A 13,549-nucleotide genomic window follows, 5' to 3' on the forward strand; every position below is an offset into this window, starting at 1 on the left:
AGATAGATAAGGAATACCCCCATGTCAGAACGTCTCCAAAATGACGTGGATCCGATCGAAACTCGCGACTGGCTACAGGCGATCGAATCGGTCATCCGTGAAGAAGGTGTTGAGCGCGCTCAGTATCTGATTGATCAGCTGCTTTCTGAAGCCCGCAAAGGCGGTGTGAAGGTTGCTTCAGGTGCAGGGGCTAGCAACTACGTAAACACGATTGCCGTCGAAGACGAACCGGAATACCCGGGCAATCTGGATCTGGAACGTCGTATCCGTTCTGCAATCCGCTGGAACGCCATCATGACCGTTCTGCGCGCATCCAAGAAAGACCTGGAACTGGGTGGCCACATGGCGTCCTTCCAGTCTTCTGCAACCGTTTACGAAGTGTGCTTCAACCACTTCTTCCGTGCAGCGAACGAGAAAGACGGCGGCGATCTGGTGTACTTCCAGGGCCACATCTCTCCGGGCATCTATGCACGTGCATTCCTGGAAGGTCGTCTGACTGAAGAGCAGATGAACAACTTCCGTCAGGAAGTTCACGGTAAAGGTCTGTCTTCTTATCCGCACCCTAAACTGATGCCAACCTTCTGGCAGTTCCCGACCGTTTCTATGGGTCTGGGCCCAATCGGTGCGATCTACCAGGCTAAGTTCCTGAAATATCTGGAACACCGTGGTCTGAAAGATACCTCTGAGCAGACCGTATACGCCTTCCTGGGCGACGGTGAAATGGATGAGCCAGAATCTAAAGGTGCGATCACCATCGCGACCCGTGAGAAGCTGGACAACCTGTGCTTCATCATCAACTGTAACCTGCAGCGTCTGGATGGTCCGGTCACCGGTAACGGTAAGATCATCAACGAACTGGAAGGCATCTTCGCCGGTGCTGGCTGGAACGTGATTAAAGTCATGTGGGGCGGTCGTTGGGATGAGCTGCTGCGTAAAGACACCAGCGGTAAACTGATCCAGCTGATGAACGAAACCGTTGACGGTGACTACCAGACCTTCAAATCCAAAGACGGTGCCTACGTTCGTGAGCACTTCTTCGGTAAATATCCTGAAACCGCAGCACTGGTTGCAGACTGGACTGACGAGCAGATCTGGGCCCTGAACCGTGGTGGTCACGATCCGAAGAAAGTCTACGCTGCACTGAAAAAAGCGCAGGAAACCAAAGGTAAAGCGACTGTAATCCTGGCCCACACCATCAAAGGTTACGGCATGGGTGATACCGCAGAAGGTAAAAACATCGCTCACCAGGTTAAGAAAATGAACATGGACGGCGTGCGTTATATCCGCGACCGTTTCAACGTTCCAGTGACCGATGAGCAGGTAGAAAACCTGTCTTACATCACCTTCCCGGAAGGCTCTGAAGAGCACAAGTACCTGCACGAACGTCGTCAGGCGCTGAAAGGCTACCTGCCAGCTCGTCAGCCTAACTTCACCGAGAAACTGGAACTGCCAGCGCTGGAAGACTTCTCTCAGCTGCTGGAAGAGCAGAATAAAGAAATCTCTACCACCATCGCTTTCGTTCGTGCCCTGAACGTGATGCTGAAGAACAAGTCGATCAAAGATCGTCTGGTTCCAATCATCGCCGACGAAGCGCGTACTTTCGGTATGGAAGGTCTGTTCCGTCAGATCGGTATCTACAGCCCGAACGGCCAGCAGTACACCCCGCAGGACCGTGAGCAGGTTGCATACTACAAAGAAGACGAGAAAGGTCAGATCCTGCAGGAAGGTATCAACGAACTGGGTGCTGGCGCATCCTGGCTGGCTGCTGCGACCTCTTACAGCACCAACAACCTGCCAATGATCCCGTTCTACATCTACTACTCCATGTTCGGATTCCAGCGTATCGGTGACCTGTGCTGGCAGGCTGGCGACCAACAGGCTCGCGGCTTCCTGGTAGGCGGTACTTCCGGTCGTACGACCCTGAACGGTGAAGGTCTGCAGCACGAAGATGGTCACAGCCACATTCAGTCTCTGACTATCCCTAACTGTATCTCTTACGACCCGTCTTACGCGTACGAAGTGGCAGTCATCATGCATGACGGTCTGCAGCGCATGTACGGTGAAGCACAAGAGAACGTTTACTACTACATCACCACCCTGAACGAAAACTACCACATGCCGGCAATGCCAGCAGGTGCCGAGGAAGGTATCCGTAAAGGTATCTACAAACTCGAAACCCTCGAAGGTAGCAAAGGTAAAGTTCAGCTGCTGGGCTCCGGTTCTATCCTGCGTCACGTACGTGAAGCAGCACAGATCCTGGCGAACGACTACGGTGTAGGTTCTGACGTGTACTCTGTTACCTCCTTCACTGAACTGGCGCGTGATGGCCAGGATTGTGAGCGCTGGAACATGCTGCACCCAATGGAAACTCCGCGCGTTCCGTACATCGCTCAGGTGATGAACGATGCACCAGCGGTAGCGTCTACTGACTATATGAAACTGTTCGCTGAGCAGGTTCGTACTTACGTACCAGCTGATGATTATCGCGTACTGGGTACTGACGGCTTCGGTCGTTCTGACAGCCGCGAAAACCTGCGTCACCACTTCGAAGTTGATGCTTCTTACGTGGTTGTAGCAGCACTGGGCGAACTGGCTAAACGTGGCGAAATCGATAAGAAAGTGGTTGCGGAAGCAATTACCAAATTCAACATCGATGCAGAAAAAGTTAACCCGCGTCTGGCGTAAGAGGTAAAAGAATAATGGCTATCGAAATCAATGTACCGGACATCGGGGCTGATGAAGTTGAAATCACCGAGATCCTGGTCAAAGTAGGCGACAAAGTTGAAGCTGAACAGTCGCTGATCACCGTAGAAGGCGATAAAGCCTCTATGGAAGTCCCGTCTCCTCAGGCTGGCATCGTTAAAGAGATCAAAGTCTCTGTTGGCGATAAAACCGAGACCGGCAAACTGATCATGATTTTCGATTCCGCCGACGGTGCAGCAGCAGCTGCACCTGCGCAGGAAGAGAAGAAAGCCGCTCCGGCCGCCGCTGCTCCAGCAGCTGCCGCGAGCGCGAAAGACGTTAACGTGCCTGACATCGGCGGTGACGAAGTTGAAGTCACTGAGATCCTGGTGAAAGTGGGCGATACCGTTGCGGCTGAGCAGTCACTGATCACCGTAGAAGGCGACAAAGCCTCTATGGAAGTACCGGCTCCGTTCGCGGGTACCGTTAAAGAGATCAAGATCAATACCGGTGACAAAGTGTCTACTGGCTCCCTGATCATGGTCTTCGAAGTGGCGGGTGCTGCACCTGCTGCTGCGCCTGCTCCGGCGGCCGCGGCTCCAGCCGCTGCTGGCGGTGCGAAAGACGTTAATGTACCGGACATCGGCGGTGACGAAGTTGAAGTGACAGAAGTGATGGTTAAAGTGGGCGACAAAGTTGCCGCTGAACAGTCACTGATCACCGTAGAAGGCGACAAGGCTTCCATGGAAGTCCCTGCGCCATTCGCGGGTACCGTTAAAGAGATCAAAATCAGCACTGGCGACAAAGTGTCTACCGGCTCTCTGATCATGGTCTTCGAAGTGGAAGGCGCTGCGCCTGCAGCTGCTCCGGCGGCCGCGGCTGCTCCAGCTCCGGCTGCTGCACCGGCTCAGGCTGCTAAACCAGCGGCTGCCCCTGCTGCGAAAGCGGAAGGTAAATCTGAGTTCGCTGAAAACGACGCTTACGTCCACGCGACTCCGCTGATTCGTCGCCTGGCGCGCGAATTCGGTGTGAACCTGGCGAAAGTGAAAGGCACCGGCCGTAAAGGTCGTATCCTGCGCGAAGACGTTCAGACTTACGTGAAAGACGCGGTTAAACGCGCTGAAGCTGCACCAGCTGCAGCGGCAGGCGGCGGTATCCCGGGCATGCTGCCATGGCCGAAAGTGGACTTCAGCAAGTTCGGCGAAATCGAAGAAGTGGAACTGGGCCGTATCCAGAAAATCTCTGGTGCTAACCTGAGCCGTAACTGGGTGATGATCCCGCACGTTACGCACTTCGACAAAACCGATATCACCGATCTGGAAGCGTTCCGTAAACAGCAGAACGCCGAAGCTGAGAAGCGCAAACTGGACGTGAAGTTCACCCCAGTGGTCTTCATCATGAAAGCCGTTGCCGCTGCTCTTGAGCAGATGCCACGCTTCAACAGCTCCCTGTCCGAAGACGGTCAGAAGCTGACGCTGAAGAAATACATCAACATCGGTGTTGCGGTTGATACGCCAAATGGTCTGGTTGTTCCGGTCTTCAAAGACGTGAACAAGAAGAGCATCACTGAGCTGTCCCGTGAACTGACCGTGATCTCCAAAAAAGCGCGTGATGGTAAGCTGACTGCTGGCGAAATGCAGGGCGGTTGCTTCACTATCTCCAGCATCGGTGGCCTGGGTACAACCCACTTTGCACCGATTGTGAACGCACCTGAAGTTGCGATCCTTGGTGTGTCCAAGTCCGCGATGGAGCCGGTGTGGAATGGCAAAGAGTTCGTACCGCGTCTGATGATGCCAATCTCTCTGTCCTTCGACCACCGCGTGATCGACGGTGCTGATGGTGCGCGTTTCATCACCATCATCAACAACACCCTGAGCGACATTCGCCGCCTGGTGATGTAATCGAAAAGCCGGCCTGACGGCCGGCTTTTTTCTGATAATCTCATGGGGTTTGTGAGGTTATTGGCGAAAGCGACAATTCGTGAGCCGTTTGTTGTTTCAAAATTGTTAACAATTTTGTAAACTGCGGGCGGATAGAACGACCCGGTGGACGACGGGTATAAATTAAGAGGTCATGATGAGCACAGAAATCAAAACTCAGGTCGTAGTACTTGGGGCAGGCCCGGCAGGTTACTCCGCAGCATTCCGCGCCGCGGATTTAGGTCTGGAAACCGTCATCGTAGAACGTTACAGCACCCTCGGTGGTGTTTGTCTGAACGTCGGCTGTATCCCTTCTAAAGCGCTGCTGCACGTAGCCAAAGTTATCGAAGAAGCCAAAGCGCTGGCTGAACACGGTATCGTCTTCGGCGAGCCGAAAACCGATATCGACAAAATTCGTACCTGGAAAGAGAAAGTTATCACTCAGCTGACCGGCGGTCTGGCAGGTATGGCCAAAGGCCGTAAAGTGAAAGTGGTAAACGGTCTGGGTAAATTCACCGGTGCGAACACCCTGGAAGTGGAAGGCGAAAACGGTAAAACCGTGATTAACTTCGACAACGCGATCATCGCGGCAGGCTCTCGCCCAATCGAACTGCCATTCATTCCGCACGAAGATCCACGTGTTTGGGATTCCACCGATGCGCTGGAACTGAAAACCGTTCCAAAACGCCTGTTGGTTATGGGTGGCGGTATCATCGGTCTGGAAATGGGTACCGTGTACCATGCGCTGGGTTCAGATATTGACGTGGTTGAAATGTTCGACCAGGTTATCCCGGCTGCTGACAAAGACATCGTGAAAGTCTTCACCAAACGCATCAGCAAGAAATTCAACCTGATGCTGGAAACCAAAGTGACTGCCGTTGAAGCGAAAGAAGACGGTATTTACGTTTCCATGGAAGGCAAAAAAGCCCCATCCGAACCACAGCGTTACGACGCGGTGCTGGTGGCTATCGGCCGTGTGCCGAACGGTAAAAACCTCGACGCGGGCAAAGCTGGCGTGGAAGTGGACGACCGTGGTTTCATCCGCGTTGACAAACAGCTGCGCACCAACGTGCCGCACATCTTTGCTATCGGCGATATCGTCGGTCAGCCAATGCTGGCACACAAAGGTGTTCACGAAGGTCACGTTGCCGCTGAAGTTATCGCCGGCATGAAACACTACTTCGATCCGAAAGTGATCCCATCCATCGCTTACACCGAGCCAGAAGTTGCATGGGTTGGTCTGACTGAGAAAGAAGCGAAAGAGAAAGGCATCAGCTACGAAACCGCCACCTTCCCGTGGGCTGCTTCTGGCCGTGCTATCGCTTCCGACTGCGCAGACGGTATGACCAAACTGATCTTCGACAAAGAGACTCACCGCGTTATCGGTGGTGCGATTGTCGGTACCAACGGCGGCGAGCTGCTGGGTGAAATCGGTCTGGCTATCGAAATGGGTTGTGACGCTGAAGACATCGCGCTGACCATCCACGCTCACCCAACTCTGCATGAGTCTGTGGGCCTGGCGGCAGAAGTGTTTGAAGGCAGCATCACTGACCTGCCAAACGCGAAAGCGAAGAAGAAATAAGTTTCTTCACGATTGCTAAACGCCTCTTCGGAGGCGTTTTTTTTGTCTAAAGCCTACCCATTATGGTAGGTATCTTATTGATATTTCCGCTAAAAAATTTCTCTCATCTGCCGATACCTTTTTCACCATTGTGTAGCTACTGGCCGCACGGTTTAGGGGTTCTGGACTTTTGATTACACGAAAAAAGGAAATAACATGTCTTTGAAGAAAGTTGCGGTGATTGGCTTAGTGGCAGCAGCGATGACGCTGACCGGGTGTGGTGCGATGACCACTGCGGTGAAAAAACGTAATCTGGAAGTGAAAACTCAGATGAGCGAAACCATCTGGCTGGAGCCATCTAACGAAAAAACAGTCTACATTCAGGTTAAAAACACCTCTGATAAAGACATGAGCAACCTGCAGACGCTACTGGCAAACGATCTGAGTGCCAAGGGATACAAGGTCACCAGCTCTCCTGACAGCGCATACTATTGGGTGCAGGCTAACGTTCTGAAAGCAGACAAAATGGACCTGCGAGAATCTCAGGGCTATCTGAAGACTGGCTATGAAGGTGCCGCTGTGGGTGCTGCGCTGGGTGCCGGTATTACGGCCTACAACAGCAACTCTTCTGGTGCGGCGTTGGGTGTGGGTCTGGCGGCAGGTCTGATCGGTATGGCGGCGGATGCGATGGTAGAAGATGTGAACTATACCATGGTGACCGACCTGCAGATCTCTGAGCGTAGCAAAGCAAAAGTCACTACCGATAACATCGCGGCACTGCGTCAGGGCACATCGGGCGTGAAACTGCAGACCAGCTCCGAGCAGGGCGATCGCGCTAAGTATCAGACACGTGTCGTGTCTAATGCTAATAAAGTGAACCTGAAATTCGAAGAAGCGAAACCGGTTCTGGAAGCGCAACTGGCAAAATCGGTCGCAAATATTCTGTAAGTTAAAAAGCCGGGCGGCGACTTCGCCTTACCCGGCCTACAGGCCTCGCTGGAGAAGAGCTACCGCACATTCAGGGCTCGACGGGCTGCCAGGTTTTATCAGGAGCATATGAGGCCAGCGCCCGCGCCTTTTGCTCCGAATCGCTGCCGAGATCCGACTGGAGCACCTTGTCGTCCTGATTTATCAAAAAGCTCATTACGCCCGTCTGGCCGTAGCTGACCGGCCAGGCAACCATTGCGAAACCGTGTTTATCCGGCAAAATTCTGAAGCGATAGCCGTGATAGCCAGTACCCGGTTCTTTTGGACTGAATGCCGGGCCGAGCGGGCTGGGCGTTTCACCGGGTGATGCAGGCCAGTACAAACCGTCCTTTTTCCCTGTAGTGCTGACGATCTTCTGGGCATACTTCTGGTTCATCGCATAATAGCTCTGCTGTGCATCCACGTAAGCATGTAAGGCTTCAATCGCTGCGAGCTCGTTACGTCCAATTTCGCGGGTCAGGATCTCCTCAGCACCTTCTTTGATATCAAATTGCCAGCCGGAAGTGGTCTTGATGACCGGGATAGGGAGCTGCCAGTCGGTCTCTCCGACAACAAGATGCGCCGTGTCACCTTCAACAACGGTGTTATGACGGACTTTCCAGTCGCGCAGGAAGCGATCGACGGCATCAGGGTCGACGCCTTCAGGGGGCAGGAAATCGCGCCAGTTCTCTCCAAGCAGGTTATTCATTGCACTTTCATTCTGATCACGAATGGCATTTGCCAGTGCGTCGGTCGCCTGGTCAGGCGTGCTAAAAGATTGTTGCGCCATAGCCGAGGCCGAAAGCATGAACAACACCATTCCACTGAGTAGTTTACTTTTCATGTCGGCTCCCTTAACGATGTCGAATTTCACGGCGTTCAGCGCGTCCGCCAGCTGCCTGGTGCGGTTGTTGTTGACGAGCGATCTGTCGGCTTTGCGCCCCTCGCTGCTGCTGTGCCTGCCAGTTGGCGGAGCGGCTGTCGTTGCCACTCAGAGCATTAGCCCGGGGCTGACTGATTCGCTGCTGGGTTGTGCGTTGCTGCGCAGGTTGCGAAACCCGTTTTTCAGTTCTTTGCGCTGTCTGGCGATTATCTCGCTGCTGCGTGGTCGTCCGCTTTGTCGTCTGCGGTTTGGTGTCATAGCCACGGTAGTTGTTGCGCTGGGAAATCTGCTTCAGCTGCTCATTTGAGGCCTTGCGCTGGACATCTTTGGTTCCCGGACGTGCCGTTTGAGGGAAGGTTTTGCCCGTTGATTTCTCCATCTGGCTGAGGGCGGCCTGACGCTGGCTATCGCGATTAACCGGTTTTTGCTGCGTTGAACTTAACCCTGTGGCCGTGTTGGTGGAGTGGAAGCGGTTGTTGAGCTGGTTCGTCGGATAGGGTACGCCTTCCCGATAAGCCGGGTTGTGCTGCCAGGTGCGGTTGGCATCCGTCAGGCGCTGCCCGCTGATTTTATTGAAGTTCTCAACGTTGATATTGATGTTGTTATCACCGTTGCGGTTATAGCCGCCGTGATTATCCCAGTCGTCATGGTGATGATCCCAGTCATCGTCATCATCCCAGTCGATGCTGCTGAAGATGGCATAGGTTGTCGCGACGCCCAGGCTGAAGCCTAAACCGTTAACGAAGCTGTTGCCAAACTGCTCCCCGGGTGAAGGCGGGAGATAGGTGGGGGGATAAGCGGTGTTTGGCCAGGTTCCGTAAACCGTATTAGGGTTGTAGGTGGGAACGTACACGACTTGTGGATCGGCAGATTCAATTTTGATCACCGTTGGAGCCGGTGCGGACGTTGTTGTTGTGGTTGACTCGCTGGTGCTTGTTTTAGACAGCGCCGCTTTTGTCACCGTGGTGACCGTTTGTTGAGGTGTCGACTGTAACGCTCCGGTCTTTTGCGCCAGCACGCGCAGGCGTTGAACGGAATCCATCACATCTTTGGGTTGCGCGAGAAACGCATCGCCCAGATTTTGTACCCACGGCGGGTTCTCTCCCATCAGTGACATCAACTGAGGAAAGGCGACCAGCGATTTTACGCTGGGATCCCAGGGCTGGCTGGCAACGGCCTGAATAGCGGCGTCACCTTCCATTTTAGGGTTGTCTTTCGACCACTGTGCCGCCTGGATAACGTTGGCCGGGTAGGTTGATGCCATCAATATTTGCGAAAGCAACGCGTCCGGGTAGAGCGCGATAGGGGCAACCCACTGATCGATTTGCGCGGCAGAGTAGGTAGGTGTCGCGGCAGGAGCCGATTGGGGAGCAGAGGTTGCTGCTGGTGCAACGGGTTGCTGTACGACGGGAGCCGGGGCTACAGGCTCCGTTGCACGGCTTTTGACGAACATGACGCCAGAGGCAGCAAGCAGCCCGGTACTGCAAAGAAGAACAAGCAGATGTGGCTTAAAAGACAACTTCATAAAATGACTCCAACGAGACAAGCGCTGTGCCGTGAGGCGTTACGGTTGGTGTGAGTATTATTCACCCGTCTTTTACTGTTTTGACTTTTCTTGGGAAACCTTCCGGGGTATCCGGATAAAGAGTGTGAGCATTTATTACACAATTATATGCAATGCGGGAAAAATCGCTGGGATTTCAGAAGGCCGCTCTTGCGAGCGGCCAGTAGCTAATTGCCGAGGTTGACGACAAACAGCACCGTGATGTCGGATATGTTCCAGCCACCGTGCAGCGCGGTAAGCAGTAAACCAATCACAACGATCAGCGCAGTGATTCGCATCTCCATTGCGTGCGTTCCTGTCAAGGCTACGCGGGTTCATTCTCCACCGGGAAAGGCAGAACCAGGCAAGTTGGTGTTGCCGCGTAGGTTACGGAACTGCTCCCGGGCCCGGTGACTGGTTGCTACACCAGCGAAGCAGGCCGAGAAGAAGCGTAATCTACTCAGTCGTCATTCTGAAGGCGAAAAATAAAGTGAAACGAATTTTCATTCGAAACAGGAAGGCGCTTCGCAAAATTGACATAATGGCTTGCAAGCCAGCAGGGCGTGATGCAAAATTCATTGCGTTGGGGTTGCCGCAAATTTGCCCGCCCGGTGTGCTACCACCGCAAGGCAACAAATTAACCGCTGTGAGGCGGTTTTTTTGTACCTTCAAATCATCTCCTCTCCCCGCTACACCATGCTTAACGATTCAGCAAATTTTTTAATGTTGCTTTTTTGTAAACGGATTAACACTGTGCAGAAATCCTGCTATGCTGCCCGACGCGGTATCGGGCATTTACCCTACAAACTGCTGTCTCACAGGAGCGTGAAGAGAAAGCCCGCCGCATATGACAATGAGAGCGAGGAGAACCGTCGTGCTAGAAGAATACCGTAAGCACGTAGCAGAACGTGCCGCCGAGGGAATTGTACCCAAACCTTTAGATGCAACCCAAATGGCCGCGCTCGTCGAGCTGCTGAAGAACCCGCCTAAGGGCGAAGAAGAATTCCTGTTAGATCTGCTGATCAACCGCGTACCGCCTGGCGTAGATGAAGCTGCCTACGTAAAAGCCGGATTCCTTGCTGCTATCGCCAAAGGCGAAGCCACCTCCCCACTGGTTACTCCTGAAAAAGCCATTGAACTGCTCGGCACCATGCAGGGTGGTTACAACATTCATCCGCTGATTGACGCGCTGGATAACGACAAGCTGGCTCCGATTGCCGCTAAAGCGCTCTCCTCAACGCTGCTGATGTTCGATAACTTCTACGATGTGGAAGAAAAAGCGAAAGCGGGCAATGTCTATGCGAAGCAGGTGATGCAATCCTGGGCTGATGCCGAATGGTTCCTGAACCGTCCTGCTCTGGCTGAAAAAATTACCGTTACCGTCTTTAAAGTGACGGGCGAAACCAACACCGATGACCTCTCTCCGGCGCCGGATGCGTGGTCTCGTCCTGATATTCCTCTGCATGCTCTGGCGATGCTGAAAAACGCCCGCGAAGGCATTGAGCCGGATCAGCCAGGCAGCGTCGGGCCGATCAAACAGATCGAAGCCCTGCAGAAAAAAGGTTTCCCGCTGGCTTATGTGGGTGACGTCGTGGGTACCGGTTCTTCCCGTAAGTCTGCAACCAACTCCGTGCTGTGGTTCATGGGCGACGACATTCCACACGTGCCGAATAAGCGCGGTGGCGGTCTGTGCCTCGGCGGAAAAATTGCTCCAATCTTCTTCAACACCATGGAAGATGCGGGCGCACTGCCGATCGAAGTGGATGTTTCTAACCTGAACATGGGCGACGTGATTGACGTTTATCCGTTCAAAGGCGAAGTACGTAACCACGAAACCAACGAACTGCTGGCAAGCTTCGAGCTGAAAACCGACGTGCTGATCGACGAAGTGCGTGCAGGTGGCCGTATTCCTCTGATTATTGGCCGTGGCCTGACAACCAAAGCGCGTGAAGCGCTGGGTCTGCCACACAGCGATGTATTCCGTCACGCGAAAGACGTTGCGGAAAGCAATCGCGGTTACTCACTGGCGCAGAAAATGGTTGGTCGTGCATGCGGCGTCGCCGGTATCCGTCCTGGTGCATACTGTGAGCCGAAGATGACCTCTGTGGGCTCCCAGGATACCACTGGCCCAATGACCCGTGACGAACTGAAAGACCTGGCGTGCCTGGGCTTCTCTTCCGATCTGGTGATGCAGTCCTTCTGCCACACTGCGGCGTATCCGAAGCCGGTTGATGTGACGACACACCACACGCTGCCTGACTTCATCATGAACCGTGGCGGGGTTTCCCTGCGTCCGGGTGATGGTGTTATCCACTCCTGGCTGAACCGTATGCTGCTGCCAGATACCGTGGGTACCGGCGGTGACTCCCATACTCGTTTCCCGATTGGTATCTCCTTCCCGGCGGGTTCTGGTCTGGTGGCGTTTGCTGCGGCAACTGGCGTGATGCCGCTGGATATGCCGGAATCTGTTCTGGTGCGCTTCAAAGGCAAAATGCAGCCGGGTATCACCCTGCGTGACCTGGTTCACGCGATCCCGCTGTATGCGATTAAACAGGGCCTGCTGACCGTTGAGAAGAAAGGGAAGAAAAATATCTTCTCTGGCCGCATCCTGGAAATTGAAGGTCTGCCAGATCTGAAAGTTGAGCAGGCGTTCGAACTGACCGATGCCTCCGCTGAACGTTCTGCTGCGGGCTGTACCATCAAGCTGAACAAAGAGCCGATTATTGAGTATCTGAACTCTAACATCGTGCTGCTGAAGTGGATGATTGCAGAAGGCTACGGCGACCGTCGTACGCTGGAGCGTCGTATCCAGGGCATGGAAAAATGGCTGGCCGATCCGCAACTGCTGGAAGCTGATGCTGACGCAGAATACGCGGCAGTGATCGACATCGATCTGGCTGATATCAAAGAGCCAATTCTGTGTGCACCGAACGATCCGGACGATGCGCGTCTGCTCTCTGATGTTCAGGGCGAGAAGATCGATGAAGTGTTCATCGGTTCTTGTATGACCAACATCGGTCACTTCCGCGCGGCAGGTAAATTGCTGGATACCCATAAAGGCCAGCTGCCAACCCGTCTGTGGGTGGCACCGCCAACCCGTATGGACGCGGCTCAGCTGACGGAAGAGGGCTACTACAGCGTATTTGGTAAGAGCGGGGCGCGTATTGAAATCCCTGGCTGTTCCCTGTGTATGGGTAACCAGGCGCGCGTAGCTGACGGTGCGACGGTAGTGTCTACCTCTACCCGTAACTTCCCTAACCGTTTAGGTACTGGTGCGAACGTCTATCTGGCCTCTGCGGAACTGGCGGCAGTTGCGGCGCTGATTGGCAAACTGCCTACGCCAGAAGAGTACCAGACCTTTGTCGCTCAGGTTGATAAGACGGCGGTGGATACCTATCGCTATCTGAACTTCGATCAGTTGTCTCAGTACACTGAGAAAGCTGACGGCGTTATCTTCCAGACGGCAGTGTAATAAATGCTACCCTCTCCTGTGGGAGAGGGGCTGTAGGTGAGAGCATCAGGCTACAAGGCCTCGCTCTCACCTTTTTATTTTCATTCCTCCCACCTCCCACGCTTTTTTTCTTCCTCTCTGCTGCGATAATTACCCTAATGGCTTTGCAGAGGAAAACACTATGGATTACGAATTTCTGCGCGACATCACCGGAGTGGTGAAAGTGCGTATGTCGATGGGCCACGAAGCCGTTGGACACTGGTTTAACGAAGAGGTGAAAGAGAATCTCGCACTTCTTGATGAAGTTGAACAGGCGGCGAATACGGTGAAAGGCAGTGAACGCTCCTGGCAACGTGCCGGACACGAATACACGCTGTGGATGGACGGTGAAGAGGTGATGGTGCGAGCCAACCAGCTTGAATTCTCGGGTGACGAGATGGAAGAGGGGATGAGCTACTACGATGAAGAGAGTCTGTCGCTGTGCGGCGTTGAAGACTTCCTGAAGGTGGTGAATGCATACCGCGAGTTTATGAAACAGAGATAA

The 13,549-nt window shown here is 53.8% G+C and carries 9 protein-coding genes; 6 read left to right on the forward strand and 3 right to left on the reverse strand.

Going from position 1 to position 13,549, the window contains the following annotated elements:
- Positions 1 to 21: 21 nt before the first annotated feature.
- The 4 genes from aceE (at position 22) to traT (ending at position 7,110) form a co-directional block, all read left to right on the forward strand.
- Positions 22 to 2,685, forward strand: coding sequence for a pyruvate dehydrogenase (acetyl-transferring), homodimeric type (gene aceE / locus AAHF05_RS03710; protein ID WP_129323924.1), 2,664 nt, complete (start codon positions 22 to 24; stop codon positions 2,683 to 2,685).
- A gap of 14 nt (positions 2,686 to 2,699) precedes the next feature.
- Entirely contained in the window at positions 2,700 to 4,583 is a 1,884-nt protein-coding gene (gene aceF / locus AAHF05_RS03715) for a pyruvate dehydrogenase complex dihydrolipoyllysine-residue acetyltransferase (protein ID WP_129323923.1), read from the forward strand.
- A gap of 175 nt (positions 4,584 to 4,758) precedes the next feature.
- Positions 4,759 to 6,183 (forward strand): dihydrolipoyl dehydrogenase, encoded by a 1,425-nt coding sequence (gene lpdA, locus AAHF05_RS03720; RefSeq protein ID WP_023332094.1) that lies wholly within the window; start codon positions 4,759 to 4,761, stop codon positions 6,181 to 6,183.
- A 195-nt stretch (positions 6,184 to 6,378) separates the two neighbouring features.
- Positions 6,379 to 7,110, forward strand: a complete 732-nt coding sequence (gene traT, locus AAHF05_RS03725; RefSeq protein WP_028016706.1) for a conjugal transfer complement resistance protein TraT — start codon at positions 6,379 to 6,381, stop codon at positions 7,108 to 7,110.
- Between the two features lie 70 nt (positions 7,111 to 7,180).
- Here the strand turns inward: traT and AAHF05_RS03730 are convergent, their stop codons facing one another.
- From AAHF05_RS03730 to AAHF05_RS03740, 3 genes are all read right to left on the reverse strand, one after another.
- Complete coding sequence (locus AAHF05_RS03730) at positions 7,181 to 7,972, reverse strand: DUF2950 family protein (protein ID WP_129323922.1); 792 nt, start codon at positions 7,970 to 7,972, stop codon at positions 7,181 to 7,183.
- 10 nt (positions 7,973 to 7,982) lie between these two features.
- Positions 7,983 to 9,536: a DUF3300 domain-containing protein gene (locus AAHF05_RS03735; protein ID WP_129323921.1), complete on the reverse strand. Its 1,554-nt coding sequence runs from the start codon at positions 9,534 to 9,536 to the stop codon at positions 7,983 to 7,985.
- Between the two features lie 474 nt (positions 9,537 to 10,010).
- Positions 10,011 to 10,226: a hypothetical protein gene (locus AAHF05_RS03740; RefSeq protein WP_129323920.1), complete on the reverse strand. Its 216-nt coding sequence runs from the start codon at positions 10,224 to 10,226 to the stop codon at positions 10,011 to 10,013.
- A gap of 202 nt (positions 10,227 to 10,428) precedes the next feature.
- Here AAHF05_RS03740 and acnB point away from each other — a divergent pair, with 202 nt between their 5' ends.
- Positions 10,429 to 13,026, forward strand: a complete 2,598-nt coding sequence (acnB, locus tag AAHF05_RS03745) for a bifunctional aconitate hydratase 2/2-methylisocitrate dehydratase (protein ID WP_129323919.1) — start codon at positions 10,429 to 10,431, stop codon at positions 13,024 to 13,026.
- A gap of 160 nt (positions 13,027 to 13,186) precedes the next feature.
- Entirely contained in the window at positions 13,187 to 13,549 is a 363-nt protein-coding gene (gene yacL, locus AAHF05_RS03750) for a protein YacL (protein ID WP_028016710.1), read from the forward strand.

Source organism: Enterobacter adelaidei (genome assembly GCF_041937165.1).
GTDB lineage: Bacteria > Pseudomonadota > Gammaproteobacteria > Enterobacterales > Enterobacteriaceae > Enterobacter > Enterobacter adelaidei.

Coding starts and splice junctions, on each gene's coding strand:
- aceE (WP_129323924.1), top strand. CDS start 22: ATGTCAGAACGTCTCCAAAATGACGTGGATCCGATCGAAACTCGCGAC.
- aceF (WP_129323923.1), top strand. CDS start 2,700: ATGGCTATCGAAATCAATGTACCGGACATCGGGGCTGATGAAGTTGAA.
- lpdA (WP_023332094.1), top strand. CDS start 4,759: ATGAGCACAGAAATCAAAACTCAGGTCGTAGTACTTGGGGCAGGCCCG.
- traT (WP_028016706.1), top strand. CDS start 6,379: ATGTCTTTGAAGAAAGTTGCGGTGATTGGCTTAGTGGCAGCAGCGATG.
- AAHF05_RS03730 (WP_129323922.1), bottom strand. CDS start 7,972: ATGAAAAGTAAACTACTCAGTGGAATGGTGTTGTTCATGCTTTCGGCC.
- AAHF05_RS03735 (WP_129323921.1), bottom strand. CDS start 9,536: ATGAAGTTGTCTTTTAAGCCACATCTGCTTGTTCTTCTTTGCAGTACC.
- yacL (WP_028016710.1), top strand. CDS start 13,187: ATGGATTACGAATTTCTGCGCGACATCACCGGAGTGGTGAAAGTGCGT.